This is a genomic window from Flavobacterium sp. TSSA_36, assembly GCF_051547165.1.
Taxonomy (GTDB): domain Bacteria; phylum Bacteroidota; class Bacteroidia; order Flavobacteriales; family Flavobacteriaceae; genus Flavobacterium.
The window spans coordinates 70,184-89,596 of the sequence record NZ_JBPTTP010000006.1 but is presented as its reverse complement, the minus strand read 5'-3'; the positions used below and the strand labels follow the sequence as shown (position 1 = coordinate 89,596).

Annotated in this window: 16 protein-coding genes; 7 read left to right on the top strand and 9 right to left on the bottom strand. The window is 35.1% G+C overall.

Annotated elements, in window-relative coordinates; all coding sequences use genetic code 11:
- Window positions 1-18 precede the first annotated feature (18 nt).
- The 4 genes from ACSVH7_RS12135 to ACSVH7_RS12120 form a co-directional block, all read right to left on the bottom strand.
- Complete coding sequence (locus ACSVH7_RS12135) at window positions 19-291, bottom strand: HU family DNA-binding protein (protein WP_438066962.1); 273 nt, start codon at window positions 289-291, stop codon at window positions 19-21.
- 177 nt (window positions 292-468) lie between these two features.
- Complete coding sequence (gene fmt / locus ACSVH7_RS12130) at window positions 469-1,416, bottom strand: methionyl-tRNA formyltransferase (protein ID WP_438066961.1); 948 nt, start codon at window positions 1,414-1,416, stop codon at window positions 469-471.
- A gap of 1 nt (window position 1,417) precedes the next feature.
- Window positions 1,418-3,310 (bottom strand): RecQ family ATP-dependent DNA helicase, encoded by a 1,893-nt coding sequence (locus ACSVH7_RS12125; RefSeq protein WP_438066960.1) that lies wholly within the window; start codon window positions 3,308-3,310, stop codon window positions 1,418-1,420.
- A gap of 48 nt (window positions 3,311-3,358) precedes the next feature.
- Window positions 3,359-3,901, bottom strand: coding sequence for an AAA family ATPase (locus tag ACSVH7_RS12120; protein WP_438066959.1), 543 nt, complete (start codon window positions 3,899-3,901; stop codon window positions 3,359-3,361).
- Window positions 3,902-4,165: 264 nt separating this feature from the next.
- Between ACSVH7_RS12120 and ACSVH7_RS12115 the strand changes: the two genes are divergently transcribed.
- From ACSVH7_RS12115 to ACSVH7_RS12100, 4 genes are all read left to right on the top strand, one after another.
- A complete protein-coding gene (locus tag ACSVH7_RS12115; protein ID WP_438066958.1) occupies window positions 4,166-4,462 on the top strand; it encodes a DUF493 family protein in 297 nt (98 codons plus the stop codon).
- A 2-nt stretch (window positions 4,463-4,464) separates the two neighbouring features.
- Window positions 4,465-5,184 carry a DUF4290 domain-containing protein gene (locus tag ACSVH7_RS12110; protein ID WP_438066957.1) on the top strand — a complete coding sequence of 240 codons (720 nt, stop codon included), beginning with the start codon at window positions 4,465-4,467 and terminating at the stop codon, window positions 5,182-5,184.
- 43 nt (window positions 5,185-5,227) lie between these two features.
- Window positions 5,228-6,538, top strand: coding sequence for a UDP-N-acetylglucosamine 1-carboxyvinyltransferase (murA, locus tag ACSVH7_RS12105; protein ID WP_438066956.1), 1,311 nt, complete (start codon window positions 5,228-5,230; stop codon window positions 6,536-6,538).
- Window positions 6,539-6,744: 206 nt separating this feature from the next.
- Complete coding sequence (locus ACSVH7_RS12100) at window positions 6,745-7,611, top strand: cation diffusion facilitator family transporter (protein ID WP_438066955.1); 867 nt, start codon at window positions 6,745-6,747, stop codon at window positions 7,609-7,611.
- Between the two features lie 185 nt (window positions 7,612-7,796).
- Here ACSVH7_RS12100 and ACSVH7_RS12095 read toward each other — a convergent pair whose 3' ends face one another.
- The 3 genes from ACSVH7_RS12095 to ACSVH7_RS12085 all read right to left on the bottom strand — a co-directional run bounded on the left by ACSVH7_RS12095 (window position 7,797) and on the right by ACSVH7_RS12085 (window position 11,404).
- On the bottom strand, window positions 7,797-10,286 hold the full coding sequence (locus ACSVH7_RS12095) for a DUF5686 and carboxypeptidase regulatory-like domain-containing protein (protein WP_438066954.1): 2,490 nt from the start codon (window positions 10,284-10,286) through the stop codon (window positions 7,797-7,799).
- Between the two features lie 66 nt (window positions 10,287-10,352).
- Window positions 10,353-10,766: a type II 3-dehydroquinate dehydratase gene (locus ACSVH7_RS12090; RefSeq protein WP_438066953.1), complete on the bottom strand. Its 414-nt coding sequence runs from the start codon at window positions 10,764-10,766 to the stop codon at window positions 10,353-10,355.
- A gap of 74 nt (window positions 10,767-10,840) precedes the next feature.
- A complete protein-coding gene (locus ACSVH7_RS12085) occupies window positions 10,841-11,404 on the bottom strand; it encodes a porin family protein (protein WP_438066952.1) in 564 nt (187 codons plus the stop codon).
- A gap of 271 nt (window positions 11,405-11,675) precedes the next feature.
- Here ACSVH7_RS12085 and ACSVH7_RS12080 point away from each other — a divergent pair, with 271 nt between their 5' ends.
- Window positions 11,676-12,572 (top strand): site-specific tyrosine recombinase, encoded by an 897-nt coding sequence (locus tag ACSVH7_RS12080; RefSeq protein WP_438067088.1) that lies wholly within the window; start codon window positions 11,676-11,678, stop codon window positions 12,570-12,572.
- 236 nt (window positions 12,573-12,808) lie between these two features.
- Window positions 12,809-14,317 (top strand): PAS domain-containing protein, encoded by a 1,509-nt coding sequence (locus tag ACSVH7_RS12075; protein ID WP_438066951.1) that lies wholly within the window; start codon window positions 12,809-12,811, stop codon window positions 14,315-14,317.
- Between the two features lie 485 nt (window positions 14,318-14,802).
- Here the strand turns inward: ACSVH7_RS12075 and ACSVH7_RS12070 are convergent, their stop codons facing one another.
- Together ACSVH7_RS12070 and ACSVH7_RS12065 are read right to left on the bottom strand one after the other, a co-directional pair.
- Complete coding sequence (locus ACSVH7_RS12070; protein WP_438066950.1) at window positions 14,803-16,140, bottom strand: aminotransferase class III-fold pyridoxal phosphate-dependent enzyme; 1,338 nt, start codon at window positions 16,138-16,140, stop codon at window positions 14,803-14,805.
- A gap of 63 nt (window positions 16,141-16,203) precedes the next feature.
- Window positions 16,204-17,661, bottom strand: coding sequence for a CoA-acylating methylmalonate-semialdehyde dehydrogenase (locus ACSVH7_RS12065; RefSeq protein ID WP_438066949.1), 1,458 nt, complete (start codon window positions 17,659-17,661; stop codon window positions 16,204-16,206).
- Window positions 17,662-17,874: 213 nt separating this feature from the next.
- Between ACSVH7_RS12065 and ACSVH7_RS12060 the strand changes: the two genes are divergently transcribed.
- Window positions 17,875-19,398 (top strand): Na+/H+ antiporter NhaC family protein, encoded by a 1,524-nt coding sequence (locus ACSVH7_RS12060; RefSeq protein ID WP_438066948.1) that lies wholly within the window; start codon window positions 17,875-17,877, stop codon window positions 19,396-19,398.
- The last annotated feature ends 15 nt before the right edge of the window (window positions 19,399-19,413 follow it).

The window sequence follows — 19,413 nt, the reverse complement described above, 5'->3', positions numbered from 1 at the left end:
TATTTTTGTTAGAAAGGATTAGTTAACAGCTCCTTCTAATTCGGCACCAGCTTTAAATTTCACAACATTTTTAGCTGCAATTTGAATAGTTTTTCCAGTTTGTGGATTTCTTCCATCTCTAGCAGCTCTTGAAGAAACTGACCAAGATCCAAAACCTACTAAAGATACTTTTCCGCCTTTTTTCAAAGTTTCACCCACATTTCCTAAAAATGATTCCAATGCTAATTTTGCAGCTGCTTTAGTAATACCTGCATCAGCAGCAATAGCGTCGATTAATTCTGATTTGTTCATAATAAATAGTTATTAATTGTTGGTTAAAAATGTTATCAGAACAAATTTAGTAGGATTTAGGTACTTCGCAAGAGATTTTGTGTTTTTTAGCTGTATTTGTTAATAACTTACTTTTTTTGTTCATAAAAGTCCTTCATAAAGCCATAAAAGCCTTGTGATAGCCTTATTTTATTGACTTTATAAAGCTTTTGCGTTTTCTGAAAAAATCAACCCATTTAGGATTTCTGAAGCTTTCATTCTTTTTTTTCCGGGTAATTGTAGATTCAAAAGCAATAGATAGCCATTTTGGGCGGCGACTCTGATCTCTTTTTTAGAACAAACAATGCTTCCAATAGGATTAGAATGTTCAGCATATTCGATTTTTGATTCGTAAATTTTTACAGTGTATTCTTTTTCAAGGTCTTGAAAGTAGCACCATGCAGCTGGATATGGACTTAGGCCTCTTATTAAATTATGTATTTTTTCGAGCGGTTGATTCCAGTCTATTTTGCAGTTTTCTTTGTTTAATTTAAAGGCAGTTTTTGTTTCGTTGTCATCTTCTTGTAGGGTTGTTTTAACATTATCTGCTTCGATAAGTTGGAGTGTATCGAGCACTGTTTTGCTGCCAAGGTGCATTAGTCGATCGTGTAATTCTCCAGCATTTTCGTCTTTTTCAATAACGGTGCTATTACTCAAAATCATAGCGCCCGTATCAATTTTATCATCAATAAAAAAAGTGGTTACTCCTGTTTGGGTTTCTCCATTGATGATGGCCCAATTGATAGGTGCTGCGCCGCGATAATTTGGTAATAGCGAAGCGTGTAAATTAAAAGTGCCTAGTTCAGGCATTTCCCAGACTACTTTTGGTAGCATTCTGAAAGCAACTACAATTTGAAGATTTGCGTTTAGCTTTCTTAGTTCTTCAATGAAATTTTCATCTTTTAAATTGGTTGGCTGGAGTGTTTTTAAGTTGTTTTTTAATGCATATTCTTTTACTGCAGAATATTTTACTTTTTGTCCGCGGCCGGCAGGTTTGTCTGCGGCCGTGATGACCCCAACTATGGTGTAGTTATTTTTTAATAAGGTGTCTAGGATTCCTACGGCAAATTCAGGTGTGCCCATGAAAACGATTCGTAACTTTTCCATTTTATGCTAAGGTGTATTTATTGTTAGTTTGTATGCTGATTTTATTTTGTTCCAATAATTCTTGCAGTGCAAAGATAATGGCTTCAGATTTTTTACGAGTTATAGTTTCAATTTCTCTAGAATTTAAAGCGTTATTTTGTAAGAGTGTTAGGATGGTTTCAGTCAGTGGTGTCTCAGGTTTTATGGGTTTTGAGAGGGAAATGCAATAGGAGCACGTACCACAATTTTGATGTGTTATTTCCCCAAAATAAGCTAAAAGCAATTCGTTTTTGCATTGCTTTTGGTTGTTGATATAGTTTAAAACACTGTTTAAGTGGTCTTTTTTAACTTGGTTTTGTGGGTCTAAATGTTTAATAATGCGATTGATAGTTAGCTGATCTTCTCGAACTTCATTGAAAATTAGTGTGCTGTCATTATTTTTGGAGTGATATTCTAAGATGCCTTTTTCGGTCAGTTTGTTTAAAACCAAGTGAATTTTTTCTTCTTTTTCTTTTGTTTTTTTTGCAATTAAAGGAAGGTTAAAAGCTGTTTGCATGTCGTATATTCCGGGATACGTTCTAAGTATAGTAAGTATGATTTCTTCGTCATTTGGGTTAAGACTTATGTATCGAATAACTTCTTTTGAAGGAATTAGAAATTGTAAGGTAATGTTTTCTGAAAATTCTTGCGATAAAGTCAATATTCCTTGCTGATCTAAAAACTGAATAGCGTTATAGGATTTTAAAACTGAAAAATTGTATTTAGTGCAAAAATGATTTAAATTAAAACTAAATCGTTCGTCTATGCCTTCTCCGTACGCAATTTGGAAGTAATTACAAAGTTTTACAAAAATGGTTTTGACAAATTCGCGATCTGGTAAATTATGAATAAATTGTGATGTTGCTTGAAGGGTATCCGAGGGTGTGTGTAGTAAAATAGCGAATGATTTATCACCATTTCTTCCTGCTCTTCCCGCTTCTTGGTAGTAATTCTCCAGATTTTCTGGTAATTGAATATGAATGACTGTTTTTACATTGGCTTTGTCAATTCCCATACCAAAGGCATTGGTAGCGATCATAACTTGTGCTTGTTCATTCATCCAGCATTGCATGTTTTTTTCTTTCTCTTTATAGGATAAGCCACCGTGATAAAATGTAGCTTTAAATCCTAGAGCATTGAGTTGTGACGCAATAGTTAAACACGATTTTCTGTTTCTTACATAGATGATGGAAGGCTCAGGGTTTTTGGTTAGAATTTGTTGAATTCGAAATAATTTGTCTTCAGTTTCAAACGTCATATAGGCCAGATTTTTTCTAGCGAATGATTTTTGAAAAATGACAGGGGAATCCATGGCAAGATCTCTTATGATTTCTTCTTTAACTTTAGGGGTAGCAGTTGCGGTTAAGGCTAAGAAAGGGATTTTTGGAAAATGATTTTTTAGTAAACTTAGTTTTAAATAAGCAGGTCTAAAATCGTGTCCCCATTGAGAGACGCAGTGTGCTTCATCAATAGCAATTAAGTTAATAGGTAAGTTTTTTACGCGATCTAAAATCCATTCCGATTGTAATCGTTCAGGGGATAGGTACAAAAATTTATAGTTACCAAACTGACAATTGTCTAATAAGTCAATCATTTCGTTAGATCCGATACCTCCTGTTAACGCTATGGCTTTTATACCTCGGAGTTGAAGATTTGCTACTTGGTCTTTCATTAAAGCGACAAGTGGCGAAATTACAAGACAGATGCCTTCCTTCATTAGTGCCGGTACTTGAAAGCATATCGACTTACCTCCACCGGTGGGGAGAATAGCTAAAGTATCCTTTCCATTTAAAACGGATGCAATGATTTCTTTTTGAAGCGAACGAAAACTATCGTGTTTCCAGTACTTACTTAAAATAGATAAGGCTTCTTGCATGGATTATAGTTTCGGGTTCACAAATAGAAATCAGTTGAATTAGGGAAATTATTTTTCTGAAATGTGATCTAAGATAAATAGAATTCTATTGTCAACGGTTTCTTTAGGGACCTCAATTATAGCATAACCATATTTTTGATAGGTTTCTTTTAGATGAAGATGAATTTGTTGTGCTTGTTCAAAATTTTCGTATCGTTCCTTATCACTTTGGTAAATTTCCTTCCAAGGGGGGAGCATGAAAATTTTAGAATAATGATAGGTGCTGCAAGCTTCTTCAAAATGAGAAGGATAGGGATCGCCAATGTAATCCAAGTATGCCACCACATCAGGAATTCCGCGATCTATAAAAATAAATGGATGCTCTTCTTTCTCGGCGTCATTAAATTGTTGAATTCTACCCTCTAATAATTTTTGACTAAACAATAAAGGGTCTTCTAAAAACAATTGTTCTATGCCTGATTTTTGAGCTTCAGCGGTTACTTGTCTGGATATTTCGGGATAACAACAATGTCCCAAAGAAGTGAGCTGATTGATGAGGGTTGATTTCCCAGTTCCAGGGCCACCAATTATTACGATGATTTCTTTCTGCACGTTTTGAAAATAAAAATGCAAATTTACCTAAACTTATTGGTTTCTAAAACTTTTTCGCCTTAGTTTGGTGTTAGATTGGTTTTTTTTCTCATTTTTTTCTTTTTTGTGGCGAAATTATCTCAAGTGTTAGCTTACTGCTTCGGGATGATTTTTTCAGAATCCTCTTAATTTTGCTTTAAAATCTTTCTTAAAAAACGAAATCCCAGAAGTAAATTCTTGAATCTGCATTCAAAAACGTATATTTGCCTTTATTTTAATTTAGCAATGGATAAAGACAAAGAAAAAGATACTGCAGCCTTTTATGAAAGATTGCAAGTTGAATTGGATAAAAGCAATACTTGGCCAGCCGAATATTTGTTTAAATTTATCGTTCCTTCTGTTAATGGTAACGTAGAAAAAGTTGAAGAAGCCTTTAATTGTATGGGAGCAGTTATTAAAACCACCAAATCGAAGACGGGTAAATTTACAAGCGTTTCTGTGGATGTGACCATGAAGAATTCACAAGAAATTATCGAAAAATATCAAGAATTATCTACAATTGAAGGTATTGTTTCCCTATAAATATGATCGAAAAATATAAAAAAGAAAATGCTAATGATGTCGTGTATCATTTAGAATACAATTCTGAAAGAATACATTTAATCATTCCTGAGTATGGTCGTCATTTGCAAAAGTTGATCGAGCAGGCTACTGTTATAGAAAGTGATGAAGAGCGTAATAAAGCCGCAAGATACATCATTCAAGTAATGGGGAGCTTAAATCCTCATTTGCGGGACGTGCCTGATTTTCAGCATAAGTTATGGGATCAATTGTTTATCATGTCTGATTTTCGTTTGTTGGTAGATTCTCCATATCCGATACCTTCTCGCGAAGTTTTACAATTGAAGCCTGAGGTCCTGCAATATCCGCAAAACTATCCTAAGTACCGTTATTATGGGAATAACATTAAGTACATGATTGATGTTGCCAATAAATGGGAGGAAGGAGAAATGAAAAGTGCTTTGGTCAAAGTAATTGCCAATCACATGAAGAAATCGTATTTGAGTTGGAATAAAGATACCGTAAAAGACGATGTTATTTTTGAGCATTTATACGAACTTTCAGGAGGAAAATTGAATTTATTGCAAAGTAAAGAAGAGCTTTTAGGGACTACAGATTTACTTCGAACCAATAAAAGGATGTCAAATAAAATCACACCTTCTAATCAACAGAAGAATCAAAACAATAAGAACAAGTCGGGCAAAACTCCGATGCACAAAAATCAAAATAGAAAACCGCAGTAATTATATTTGGGTAATTATTGATTAATATAAATTGGTATAACAAATGGGAATTTTCAAAATCGAAGGTGGAATTCAATTAAAAGGAGAAATCACCCCACAAGGAGCAAAAAATGAAGCGTTACAAATTTTATGTGCCGTATTACTTACTCCAGAAAAAGTAACAATCAATAATATTCCAGATATTATTGACATCAACAAGTTAATCACTTTGTTGGGCAATCTAGGAGTTAAAATTCAAAAAAACGGCAATAGTTCGATTACTTTTCAGGCCGATGAAGTAAATATGGGCTATTTAGAGACTGAAGCCTTTAAGAAAGAAGGTGGTTCTTTGCGTGGTTCGATTATGATTGTTGGTCCATTATTAGCTCGTTTTGGGAAAGGCTATATTCCTAAACCAGGGGGAGATAAAATTGGAAGAAGAAGATTGGATACCCATTTTGAAGGATTTATCAATTTAGGTGCTAAGTTTAGATACAATAGAGAAGACCATTTTTATGGAGTTGAGGCGCCAGAAGGGTTAACTGGAGCGAACATGTTATTAGATGAAGCTTCGGTTACCGGAACTGCCAATATCGTAATGGCTGCCGTTTTGGCTAAAGGTACAACTACAGTTTACAACGCTGCTTGTGAGCCTTATTTGCAACAATTATGCAAAATGCTGAACTCCATGGGTGCTAAAATTTCTGGTGTTGGGTCTAATTTGTTGACTATTGAAGGCGTTGAGGCTTTAGGAGGTTGTGAACACCGCATACTTCCAGATATGATTGAGATTGGTTCTTGGATAGGATTAGCAGCAATGACTAAATCTGAGATTACTATAAAAAATGTAAGTTGGGAAAATCTTGGCGTTATTCCAAATGTATTCCGTAAACTAGGGATTACACTAGAGAAAAAAGGAGATGATATTTTTATTCCAGCACACGTAAATGGGTATGAGGTAAAAACAGATATTGATGGATCTATTTTAACCATTGCTGATGCGCCTTGGCCTGGTTTTACTCCAGATTTATTGAGTATTGTTTTGGTTGTAGCGACTCAAGCAAAAGGGGATGTATTGATACATCAAAAAATGTTCGAAAGCCGTTTATTTTTCGTAGATAAGTTAATTGATATGGGAGCAAAAATCATTTTGTGTGATCCCCATAGAGCGGTAGTTATTGGTCATGATTTCAAATCGCAATTGAAAGCTACTACTATGTCTTCACCAGATATTCGTGCGGGTATTTCGTTATTGATTGCTGCACTTTCTGCCAAGGGAACAAGCACTATTCAAAATATTGAACAAATTGATAGAGGCTATGAGCGCATTGATGAGCGCCTTAGAGCTATCGGAGCCAATATTGTAAGAGCTTAATTTTTTTGAGTACTTAGTAATTAGTCAATAGTGAATAGCTCAATGGACTAGTTGCTAAATCTTAATCAAATAAAATAGTAGTTTTTACTAAATCAACAATTCGCTTAAAATTAATAATTAGTTTTAGTCCTTAGTAATTAGCCAAATTGACTAATTGCTAAGGACTAAATGCTAAGGACTAATCACTAAGTACTAAGGACTAATTTATGACTAACGAACAAACAGCTATAAAAGCAACTTATTTCAGTATTATTGGCAATACATGTATGGCAATAGTAAAAGGATTGGCTGGTTTTTTTGGTAATTCGTATGCGTTAATTGCCGATGCGATTGAATCTACTACTGATATTTTCGCGTCCTTTTTGGTACTTTTTGGAATCAAATATTCAAGTAAGCCTGCGGATGACAATCATCCATACGGTCATGGTCGTGCAGAACCTTTGATTACGTTTCTAGTGGTCGGTTTTTTGATTACTTCGGCAACGATTATTGCGTATGAGAGTATTCAGAATATAGGTACTCCTCATGAATTACCTAAATCATGGACACTTTATATTTTGGGAGCCATTATTATTTGGAAAGAATATTCGTTTCAACTAGTGATGAAAAGAAGTAAAGAAACCAATAGTTCTTCTTTGGAAGCCGATGCTTGGCATCATAGAAGCGATGCTATTACTTCGGTAGCGGCATTTCTGGGGATTTCTATTGCGCTTTATTTTGGTAAAGGTTATGAATCTGCCGATGATTGGGCAGCTCTTTTTGCTTCTGGTTTTATTTTATTCAATAGCTATAAAATATTTAGACCGGCTTTGAGCGAGATCATGGATGAACATCTATATGATGAATTGGTGGAGGAAATTAGAGTCGTTTCCTTAACGGTTCCAGGAGTGCTAGATACTGAGAAATGTTTTATTAGAAAAGCAGGAATGCAGTATCATGTGGATTTGCACGCAAGGGTAGAAGGTACCATTACAGTGAGAGAAGGACATGATATTGCACATGATTTAAAAGATACCCTTCGAGCAAAAAATCCTTCTTTAGGACATGTGTTGATTCATGTAGAACCGAATTAATTTTAAGTCACTACGAAAGCAAAAAGGTAAGATGCTTCCTTTTAGCCCCGGTAGTAGCGGCATCCTTTTTTTAATAACCCTTCTGGAGTTTTGAATTCTAGAAGGGTTTTGTTTGGGTTATTAAAAAAAGATATAGCGGATGACGGGACTTTGCTGGCCAGAAAGCCCCTTTTTTCTGCTCCTAATTATTCTAAAATATTCAAGAATTTTAAACCGAAAATAACTCCATCTCCTTGGAAGCCATTTTGGTAGGAACGCACATAATCTATTCGCAATTGTTTGAATTTTCCGAAGCCTAAATTGTCCAAACCTATACTTAGTTCCTGATAAGGTTTGCGATTTGGAACGGCTAAGTTGTGAAAACCGAGCATTAAATTGCTTTTTAAAAGGTTGAGCCCAGGGATTTTGTTCATGAAAAACCCATTGTCGTTGTACTCAGAATGGAATTCAAAATAGGCATCGTTTGTGCTTTGGCTATAATAAGGTAAAAGGTTGAATACATTCAAATAGCGTTCTGATTGCCCAATGTGGGTTTGGTTGCCGTTGAAATGTTTGTAGTCCATGAAGGCAATGTTTTTTGCATTAAAGAACTTTCCAGCTTTTAGATTTATTCCTAATTTGCCCTTGTTTTCCAGCGAAATATCGTACAGAACTCGTGTGCTAATTAAATCGTACTCGTTATTTTTTTGACTAGCGGCAAAGGCTTTTTCGTAGCCTAAAAGCACGGTTGGATACTTGTCGTTTCGGAGGTTGAATTTTCCGTCAGGGCGCGAAATGTATTGGTTGCCAAAGTTAATACGCCAGTTCAAATTGGCTTTTAGTAACTGATGAGTTGTGAAACCAGCAGTTGAATAATCATTAGGATCCAAAGGATTGTTTGAAGAATAAAGGTCATCATTTTTGATAAAGGTATAGTTAGTAGAATTAAATAAAGGTTTGCGTTGGCTGTATTCTAGTTTTCCGGTAAAGTTGATACCGTTGGCTATATTTTGAGAATAGGTAACATTGAAAAACTCTTTGTTGTACAATTTCATAAAATTGTTTTTGAAGAAGAGTGTGCTTATCGAATTGATCAAAGGAGAAATTGGATTGTTTTCGTTGAATTGTTTAACAGCCGTTCCTCCAGCAACCCAAATTGTGGCATAATTTTGATTATTGAATCGATGGCTAAAGTTTCCGACTACGCGAAGACGCTCGTCTGAAAAACCATAATTGAATGTAGTGGCGATGGCGGTACTTTTACCTGAATCCTCATCCCATTTTTTATAGGTAAAGCCGGAATTCAGGTTGAATCCTTGCACAGTATTGAAACTTAGGGAGCTAATATCTAGTAGACCCGCATAATCGAATGACCATTTTTTGAAAGTGTTTTTGTAATTATAACCCATTATTGGGGCTGTTATTTTGAATTTATTATGTTTTTTGTCTATTGAATCCAAATAGGTTTTGGACGAACGTATGGTTTGAATGCTGTCTTTTTTGATGTAATCTTTGCTTTCTTCTTCGGTGAGTGGAATAGGTCTTGTGTTTTCCCAGAAAGTTGCTTCTTTTTTATTCGCATTACTTTCAAAACTAACAATTTCGTTGCTGAAGGTTTTTTTATCGAAAGTGTTTAAGAATTCATAATTGCTGTACACATAATTGAATTTTCCAGAAAACACGATTCCGAAAGCACCAGCGGTAAACGCTAAACTTTGGGCATTTTTGCTCCAAATTTTGGTTTTTGAATTATAATTGAAATTTTGTTTTAAGGTCATCACTTCGGTGAATTCATTACGCATACGATAGCCTTTGATGTCTAAATCAACGGCATAAATCGCCCAACTGTCTTCAACGATATAGAGATAACCTTCGAAAACGGGCTCTTTGTCGCGTTTTGGAATCACTTTAATTTTGTTGATTTGATGGTTGTTTTCGTCAAAAAAAGTGCTTTCGAGTTTGTATCTGTAATATTGAAAAGCATTGCTAGCTATGGGCGAAATCATTTTTACATCAAAATCGACTGTATTGTCATAAAAATCGTAAAATGAAGAGCGAGCAGTATTGTAACTAAAGCCTTTATCGTTTCCTGAAATTTTGGAAGCAATTATTTTTTCTTTGTAGTTATTGGGTTTTTCGAAGGTGAGTTTTGAAACGGTTTCTGATAAGTACAAAATGCCGCTACCGGTTGAATCCAATCCTGCAGTCATTTGATCTGGCATTTCGATTTTCATCCCTAAAATCTTTTTGGGTAAATTTTTGATTTTAAATAATCCACGGGAGTAAAAATCAGCGGTGAATCGTGCCGTTTTTTCAGCGTTTTCTTTTCGTGCGGCTATGGCACTTTTGATGATGGCATTAGCAGGATTGTTTTTTGGATTGATGACTACTTCGTTGAGGTTGTAGTTTTCTTCAAACAATTGGATGTCAAGTAGAATTGATTTTTTTTCGTAGTGGATATTTTTTTTGATGGTTTTGAAACCAAGAAATTGAAAAAGGAGTATGTAATCCCCTTCTTTTTTGAGTTGAAGTTCGTATTTTCCTTTTTCGTTGGTAGTCGTTCCTGAATAGGAATTTTGAACAATTACGGAAACAAAAGGCAACGGTGTTCCTTTTTCGTCAGTTACCGTTCCTCTTATTTGCGACAAGCAAGAAAAGGTAAATAAAAGAAAGGCAAGTACATAAAATTGTTTCATGTGTTTTTTCTGTAAAAATACACATGTGAAAAAACTTACACCTTAATTTTTTGTTAATTTTTAAATCTATAAAAAGGATTGAATTGCTAAATCATAGCTTTTTAAACCAAATCCAAGGACGACTCCTTTCGCATTGCCCGAAATATAAGATTGATGTCTGAAACTTTCTCTTGAAAAGGTATTGGAAATATGTACTTCAATAACTGGAGTGGTAATGGCTTTTACCGCATCGCCTATTCCTATGGAGGTATGCGTGTAAGCTCCTGCGTTGAGGATAATTCCGGTATAAGAAAATCCGAATTCTTGAATTTTATCAATCAATTCACCTTCAATGTTGCTTTGATAATATGTAAACCGCACTTCTGGAAAGTTTTCTTTAAGGGTTTCAAGATAGTCTTCGAAGGTTACTTTTCCGTACACTTCAGGTTCGCGTTTTCCTAATAAATTGAGATTAGGACCGTTAATAATAGCAATTTGCATAATGGTTGTTTTTGGTAAAAATAAAAAAACCGCACTAAATACTAGTACGGTTTTGTAGTTGTTTTTGAAATTTATTAAAACATAAACCCTGCAGAGACCTGTACTACAGAATTTTTAGCTTTAGCATTCGTTGAAACTTCTGTTAATCCTAATCCGTAGCGTCCTTGAACAAAAATGCTTTTTGTGATTTTGACACCTAAACCGCCTGCAATGGCAAAGTCAAATGTTTTAGAATCTTCAAAATCTACATTTTTCTTTTCGCTTAATAAGAAGGAAGCTTGAGGGCCTAATTCAAGACTAAATGTATTGTTTAAATAAATTTTAGCCATTACAGGTATAGACAAGTAGCCCAATTCGTTAGTGAATTCTTTGATTGCATTTTTGTAGGAAGCCCCCTGAGTAGAGTATAAAAGTTCAGGTTGCACGCCGAATTTTTCGGTTAACTTGATTTCTGCTAACAGACCAATATGATAACTTGAGATCGCTTCAGATTTATAATTTTCTTTGTTCACAATAATCTCAGATCCTGTAAGATTAGCATAGTTGATTCCTGCTTTGGCCCCGAAGTGTAACAATTGAGCTTGTGTATTCCAGCTGCCTAACAAAGCAAAAGCGGCAACAATAATCATTTTTTTCATGGTAGTTTTTTATTTGGGTTTACAAGCTGCGAATTAACACTATTTTTTTCTGGTATCCAAGAATTGTAAATAAGCTTTACCTTGTTAATTGCATTCCTCTCAACCTAGTGTAGTGATTTTATTTAGTAAAACAGATTGGTGAATAGGTTACTAGGTACTATTTTCTTCTTTAAGCCTTGGTATGCTTTTAAAACGTTTTTTTTGAATTGCGGTAGTAACCTCCCCTAAAAAGGAGGTTTTTTTATGCCCTAAATTTATGTTTCTTTGTAGAATGAGTTGGAGTCATTACATAAAAGAATATCAATCGTATTTGAAAATTGAGCGTGGTTTGTCAGCGAATACGGTGGCGAACTATACTTTTGATATCGAACGCCTTTGCTTATTTCTATCAGAGCAAAGAATTACGGAAACTCCTATTTCTATTACAGAGGAAACCGTGCAATTTTTCATCTATGCCTTATCCAAAGAGGTGAATGCTAGATCTCAATCTAGGGTAATTTCTGGGCTCAAGAGTTTTTTTTCTTACTTGATTTTTGAAGATATTCGGAGTGACAATCCAATGGAATTGATTGAAACGCCTAGATTAGGTAGAAAACTTCCGGATACCTTGACAATTGATGAAATAGATGATCTCATTTTGGCCATTGATTTAAGTTCGAATGAAGGGGAACGCAATCGCGCCATGCTTGAAACGCTATACGGATGTGGTCTTAGGGTTACAGAATTGATAAGTTTAAAAATTTCAGATCTTTTTTTTGAGGAAGGATTCATCAAAGTAAGTGGAAAAGGGGATAAACAACGTTTTGTTCCGGTAGGCGAGCTAACTCAAAAGTATATTACTCTCTACAAAGAAACCAAAAGAATACATTTAAATATACAAAAAGGTTTTGAGGATACTTTGTTTTTAAACAGACGCGGCCGTCAGCTAACAAGAGCGATGGTTTTTACTATTATCAGAAATCTTGCAGAATTGATCGAATTAAAGAAAATAATAAGTCCCCATACTTTTAGGCATTCCTTCGCTACACATTTATTAGAAAACGGAGCGGATCTTCGTTCTATTCAATTATTGCTAGGACATGAATCGATAACTACAACAGAAATTTATGTGCACTTAGACCGTAAATTTCTAAAACAAGTGCTACAAACGTATCATCCAAGAAAATGAACTTCATGAATTTTTTTAGAAGTACCAAATAAAACAGCAGCTAATAAAGAAGAGTAACATCAGCTTATTTTGATTTTTTTTACTTGTAAAGGACAAACTTTTCTAATTGGTGCATTTTAGAAATGATTTCCGAGACACCGCACTAGCTTTTTTTACTATTAAAAGCTTGAAATTCATAACCATGTGGTGGGATTAAAACTTTTTAGTATTTTTATCAAAATATAAGAAGCTTACCCATGATATTTCCCAAAAATAGAAATCCTGAGGATTTAAATCAGTTATACGAAAGCCTAATCAAGCAACTCCCCAATATTATTTTTCAAATACGAATCAATGAGGAGTGCAAGATTGCAATTGATTTTCTGAGTAAGCCTGTCGATTTTTTTAATGAATTTTCTTTTAATGAATTTTTAGAAGACGCCAACAAATTGTCCAATTATACGATTTACGAACCCGATTTTAAAGGTTTTTTAGAATCTTATGAACGGTCAGTGGCGACTATTGAAGTTTGGGATACAGAATTTAGATTGCTGTTGCCAGATAGTAGCTATAAATGGATTAGAATCGAGGCGACTCCAAAGAAAAATGACAGCAATGAGATTGTTTTTTATGGCTTAATTTCGGATGTGACCGAAAATAAAGAACAGGAAATACGTATGAAAGTGGCAGATGAACGCTATCATTTTGCGGTTCAAGCCTCAGATCGTGGGGTATGGGACTGGGATATGGTAACCGGAAAGGTATATTATTCTTCAGAGTCTATGAAAATTTTAGAACTTACCGAGTCCGATTTGGTGGCGGCTCCCGAAGAATGGGACGAACGCGTGCATCCCGATGATCGCAATGAATATTATGGTAACATCAATTTGCATTTTGAAAATAAAATTCCTTTTTATGAGACTTGCCATCGTGTTTTGTGTAATGGTCGCTACAAGTGGATTTTAGATAGAGGAAAAGTCATTGAACGAGATACTGATGGGAAACCTTTACGTATTGTGGGTACTCATACAGACATTTCTGATCAAAAAGAAAAAGAATTGGAATTGGCAAAAATGTTAGAAATTTTGAATACTCAAAACAATAAGTTACTCAATTTTGCTCACATTGTATCTCATAATTTGAGGACCCATAGTGGTAATATTAAATCATTATTGGACTTACACAAAGAAGCGTTGTTGTCTGATTTTGACACCTTGAGTAATATACAAATTGTCTCTGATGAGTTATTTTCAACCATCGAAAACTTGAATGATTTGGTGAATATCCACACCGTAAAAGATAAAGAAATAGAAGAGTTGAATTTGAATGTTTATGTCAATAAAGTTTTGGATGTACTGCATGATTCAATTAAACAAAGAGAGATAGTAGTGCTTAATTATACCCAAAGTTGTGTCACTATAGAGGGATTACCGGCTTATTTAGAGAGTATTTTGTTGAATATAATAACTAATGCAATCAAATATTCCGATAGCAAGAAAGTGTCCAAAATAATTTTTACCTCCGAAGAAAATGAGGAATTTATTATTCTGAACATTAAAGACAATGGCTTAGGCATCGATTTAAACAAACATAAAGATGCTATTTTTGGATTGTATAAAACCTTTCATAAAAACAACGATGCACGAGGCGTGGGACTGTATTTGACCAAAAATCAATTGGAAAGTATGGGGGGTAAAATTGAAGTTGAAAGTGCATTGAATTTTGGTTCTACCTTCAAAATTTATTTTAAAAAGAATATTCGTTAGAATGTTTGTGATCTTAACGCTACTGAATCCTATTAGTGTAATTTTTTAGGATTTGTTTCTGTCGTATTCAGTGCTTTTTTAGTAGGTTTTTTGTTTTTGATCGTAAAAGATTAATTGGAATGTCAGCTATGTGTACCTCATTTTAATAATGGAACACGGATGACACGGATGTACAGATTTTCAATGATTCGTAAATAGAAAATCTGTTTAAATTTGTGTCATCCGTTTTCCTTTTATTGTTGGTACAAGTAACGGATGGTCAAGTAAAAAAAGTCAGCCACAACTCAAGCATTGTGAAACGGTGAAGCAATTACAGTGCTAGCCACTAATTATCATCTAAATTAAAATGGAATGTCACGAATTTCATCAATATTAATAACTCGTGTCATTAAAGCACCTTATAATTCCTGATTTCTTAGTGAATTCGTGGCGTTAATTTTTAAAAGCGAATACCCATTGTAAAATGGAATTATAGTAAATAATAACTAGTCTTCTAAGTGAGCATCAGCAATTGTTAAGGCTTTTGAAATGATGGCTAAACCTTCATCAATTTCGGCTTCACTGATGCACAATGGAGGAGCGATGAAAATATAGCCCCAGCGAACAAAAGTGTATAATCCAGCTTCTCTTAATTGGGCTGCAATCAAATTAGTGACTTTTAATTCATCTCCGCTTCCATTATAAGGTGCGATGAGTTCACCGGTATTTTTATTTTTTAGTACATCTAAGCATCCCAATAAGCCGGTATTTCGAAACGTTCCCATACTAGGATGTTTACTACGGAGCATTTCTATTTTTTGTTCCAAATAAGCCCCTCGTTGTCTTGTTTTTTCAATTAATTGATCTTCTTCGTAAATGTTAATCACGGCAAGAGCAGCCGCCAATGCTACTGGGTGTGCATTATAGGTTAAGCCGATCATCATCGGTGTGTTTTCAAATTTTTCAGCAATCCTGTCTGAAACCATTAGGCATCCTAAGGGAAGATAGGAAGAGGTTAAGCCTTTGGCCATGCATACCATGTCCGGAATGATGTCATGGTTTTCAAATCCAAACCATTTTCCTGTTCGTCCAAATCCGGACATTACTTCATCTGCAATAAATAAAATCCCGTAGGTATCACACAACGATTTGATGCCTTTTAAATAGCCTTTTGGATAATGAAGACAACCTGAAGAACCGCTTTCTCCTTCAAAAATAAAAGCAGCAATATTGTTTTTTCCTTCGAAATGAATGATACGTTCTACATATTCTAAGCTAAGCTGCAGTTTTGTAGCATCGTCCAAATGTTTCATTCCGAAAAAATAATAGGGATCGTCTAATAAAACAGTGTTAGGCATTTGTTGGCCATCATTAGCAAGTTTTCTCGGGTCGCCTCCTACAGACATTCCTCCGATGGATCCGCCATGAAACGCACGATACCTTCCGATTATTTTGTGTCTACCTGTAAAAAGCCGCGCTAGTTTAATAGCATTATCTACAGAGGAAGTGCCACATAAGGTAAAAAATGCTTTATTTAAATCGCCTGGACAAATTGAAGCTAATTTTTTGGCTAGTTTTGCGCGTACTTCCGTAGTGCAACTTGGTGTCACAAAACTTACTTTTTGCATTTGTTCGACTACCGCATTGGTGACTCTTTGATCCCCATGTCCGATGTTAACGGACATTAATCCAGAGGAAAAATCAATTATTTTGTTGCCGTCATAGTCATATAAATAGACACCTGAAGCTTTTTCAATGGCAATTGGGTTGAGATTATGCTGTGCTGACCATGAAAACAAACTGTATTGTTTACTGTCATTGATGATTTGTTCTTTTGTTAGCATTTTAAAAAGATTGATTGGTAAGAATTAAAATACAGAGACTGGATTAATACAAATAATTTTGTACTAACTCATCCAGTTGATTCCTGCTTCAATATTCCATTTAGTTGTTGTTTTCTTTTCTTTGGTAAAAAAGGTAATAGCACTTTTGCCAGTAATATCTCCTGATCCAAAACGCGATTCGTTCCATCCACCAAAACCAAATGGTTCGCGTGGGACAGGTACTCCTACATTGATACCACACATACCTGCCGAAGCATTTTCGGCAACATAATTCGCTAACCCTCCGTTTTGAGTGAAGACTGAGCAAGCATTTCCATAAGGATTGTTATTTTCGATAGTCAAAGCTTCTTCAAGCGTTTGTACTCTGATAATAGATAATACCGGACCAAAAATTTCTTCTTGAGCCACTTTCATGTCTGCCGTTACATGATCAATAAGCGTAGGGCCTACGTAAAAGCCATTTTCTTTTCCGGGTACAACAGTGTTTCTTCCGTCTAATAAAATGCTTGCTCCTTGTGCTTCGGCTTCTGTGATATAGCCTTCAATTTTTTCTTTTGCTCCTTTTGAGATGACTGCCCCTAAAGTAGATCCACATTGGATTTTTTGAGCTTCTGCGGTAAGTTTTTCTAGTATGGCTTCACAATTACCTACTGCTATAAGGGTCGCAGCTGCCATGCATCGTTGTCCGGCACATCCGCTCATTGAGGCAATGATATTAGAGGCTGCCATTTCAGGATTGGCATCGGGAAGTACTATAATATGATTTTTGGCTCCGCCTAATGCTAACACTTGTTTCAAATTATGACTCGCTCTTTGGTAAACAATTTTAGCCACTTTTGTAGAGCCAACAAAGGTGATGGCGGTAATGTCAGGATGGTCACAAATGGCTTCTACGGTGGGTTGCGTTCCATTAATAATATTGAATAATCCATCGGGTAATCCGGCTTCTTTTAATAATCGTGCTGTAAATTGACTGCTGATTGGAACGGCTTCAGAGGGCTTAAGAACAAAAGCATTTCCTAAAACTAAAGCATTTACTATCGTCCAATGCGGCACCATGGTAGGGAAATTGAAAGGCACAATTGAGGCCACAATTCCTAATGGGACTCTTGTAGAGGAACAATATACTCCTTTGCTGACCTCCATGTTTTCTCCATTTACAAATTGAGGTAAAGAGCAGGCAAATTCCGTTAACTCGATAGCTTTGTCAATTTCGGCTTTGGCTTCACTGGGGATTTTGCCATTTTCGTGATGAATAATTTGAGTCAATTCGTCACTGTTTTTTTCTAATAATTGTTTGTAACGATAAAAAACCTGAGCACGTTCTTTTAATGTTACTTTTTGCCATGCTTTTTGGGCAATTTTAGCTTGCTTAATTATGGTATTTAAGTCATCAATAGTAGATTCATTGAAGGTACTTAATAATTGGCCATCAATAGGTGAAATTACCTTATGAATAGTACTAGAGCTGGCAGAAACAAATGCGCCATTGCTGAAATTTTTTACTTCTTGGTATATCATAGTTAGTGGTTATTTTTTTCAAATATACAATTTTAAACAAAATAATAAAATATTTTTTTGTTTATTTGAAATATATTGTTAGATTTACAAAACGAACCTGATTAAGTTAATTAATTTACAAAACCTTGTTTTTGGATAGTATATTTAATTACTGCAGGGAAGTGCTATAACTAACCCATTTTTTTACTAACCTCAAAAACCACAAAACCAAAAATGAAGTCCATTTCAACAATTATCGGCATAGCTTTATTATTTTTAGCTAGTCTGTTTTTTTTCAATAATTCCTATGCGCTCGTCCCAGCATTTATAGTATTGGGTACCGCTATTATAACAAGGAAAGCCCTCGAACCACTTATTGTGGGTTGCGCGGTGGGATTTGGCTTATTAGCGATGTTAGGAGGCTCTAAGGAGTATTTTCCAAACGGGGAAAATTTAATTTTTCCATTAAATATGTTTGATGGTATGTTTACCTCAATTGCTCGTGATGCCCATGACCAAGGGTTGATTTGGGTAATTTTAGTATGTATTTTGTATGGTGCTTTTGTTCAATTACTTAGTGCTTCTGGCGGGATAAAAGCAGTGGCTAGTTATTCTGAAAAGCATGTAACAACCAAAAAAGGGTCCTTGATTATGGCGTATTTTTTGAGTTTTTTCTTTTTTCTTGACGATTATTTGAGTGCCTTATCTGTTGGAAATACTATGCGACCTATTACTGATAAATTTGGTGTTTCTAGAGAAAAATTGGCCATGGTGCTTAGTTTTGTTTGCGTGCCGTTTACGATTATTTTTCCTATCTCAACGTGGACTATATTTTATGGTTCACAATTGGTCAATGTTAAAGGATTGGTAGGTGCAGATGGTGAGCCTTATGGCGGTGCTATTGAAGCTTTTGTGCACACGATTCCTTATAATTTCTCCGCTTGGATTTCTTTAATAATAGGTGCTTTGGTGGTGTTTCAACTGATTCCTGATTTTAAATTGATCAAACAAGCAGAAAACGAAGTAGTTGTACCTGAAGTTAATCTTGAATTGACAAAGAAAAAAAACAGCAAACCCGGAAAGTTACAATACTTTATCTTGCCCCTAAGTGTGTTAGTTTGGTGTACTATTTTTCCTTATCCATGGGATAAAGAATATTGGGGAGCGCTAGATTTTTCAGCAGAATCCATTTTTGGAAGCATAGATGCTTTGCGAGGAATTGCAACCGGAGTAGTTTTTACGTATTGTTATTTCTTAATTTTTAAAGTGATTAAATTCAATAAAATATCTAAGCATTTTGTGTTAGGATTGGAAACCATCACTTTTGTTTTAACTGTATTAGGCTTTACTTATTTATTGAAAGATGTGCAAAATGCCTTAGGCTTTAATGAGTTTGTAGCTACTAATTTACAAGGTATTTCTTGGTTAAACGGGACTACTTTACCTATGATTGTTTTTGGATTGGTGGCTTGGATTTGTTGGGCAACAGGTTCAAACTGGGGAATTTATGCAATTTTGGTACCAACGACTGCCTTATTGTCCCAGTCTTTGGGCGCTGATTTTTGGCTTACTCAAGGCGCTTTGGCTTCTGGTACCGTGTGGGGAGCTTCTGCTTGTTTTTTCTCAGACAACAGAGTCCTTACTGCTCAAGCTTGTAAAGTGGATATGATGAAACATGGTATTGCTCAATTTCCCTATCAACTTATCATTTTTGCAATTTCAATGATACTATATCTTTTAGCAGGTTTGCTATTATAACACCTAAAGTTGATA

Coding starts and splice junctions, on each gene's coding strand:
- ACSVH7_RS12125 (WP_438066960.1), bottom strand. CDS start 3,310: ATGCAAGAAGCCTTATCTATTTTAAGTAAGTACTGGAAACACGATAGT.
- ACSVH7_RS12070 (WP_438066950.1), bottom strand. CDS start 16,140: ATGCTAACAAAAGAACAAATCATCAATGACAGTAAACAATACAGTTTG.
- ACSVH7_RS12080 (WP_438067088.1), top strand. CDS start 11,676: ATGAGTTGGAGTCATTACATAAAAGAATATCAATCGTATTTGAAAATT.
- ACSVH7_RS12135 (WP_438066962.1), bottom strand. CDS start 291: ATGAACAAATCAGAATTAATCGACGCTATTGCTGCTGATGCAGGTATT.
- ACSVH7_RS12115 (WP_438066958.1), top strand. CDS start 4,166: ATGGATAAAGACAAAGAAAAAGATACTGCAGCCTTTTATGAAAGATTG.
- ACSVH7_RS12085 (WP_438066952.1), bottom strand. CDS start 11,404: ATGAAAAAAATGATTATTGTTGCCGCTTTTGCTTTGTTAGGCAGCTGG.
- ACSVH7_RS12090 (WP_438066953.1), bottom strand. CDS start 10,766: ATGCAAATTGCTATTATTAACGGTCCTAATCTCAATTTATTAGGAAAA.
- ACSVH7_RS12065 (WP_438066949.1), bottom strand. CDS start 17,661: ATGATATACCAAGAAGTAAAAAATTTCAGCAATGGCGCATTTGTTTCT.
- ACSVH7_RS12095 (WP_438066954.1), bottom strand. CDS start 10,286: ATGAAACAATTTTATGTACTTGCCTTTCTTTTATTTACCTTTTCTTGC.
- fmt (WP_438066961.1), bottom strand. CDS start 1,416: ATGGAAAAGTTACGAATCGTTTTCATGGGCACACCTGAATTTGCCGTA.
- murA (WP_438066956.1), top strand. CDS start 5,228: ATGGGAATTTTCAAAATCGAAGGTGGAATTCAATTAAAAGGAGAAATC.
- ACSVH7_RS12100 (WP_438066955.1), top strand. CDS start 6,745: ATGACTAACGAACAAACAGCTATAAAAGCAACTTATTTCAGTATTATT.
- ACSVH7_RS12060 (WP_438066948.1), top strand. CDS start 17,875: ATGAAGTCCATTTCAACAATTATCGGCATAGCTTTATTATTTTTAGCT.
- ACSVH7_RS12110 (WP_438066957.1), top strand. CDS start 4,465: ATGATCGAAAAATATAAAAAAGAAAATGCTAATGATGTCGTGTATCAT.
- ACSVH7_RS12075 (WP_438066951.1), top strand. CDS start 12,809: ATGATATTTCCCAAAAATAGAAATCCTGAGGATTTAAATCAGTTATAC.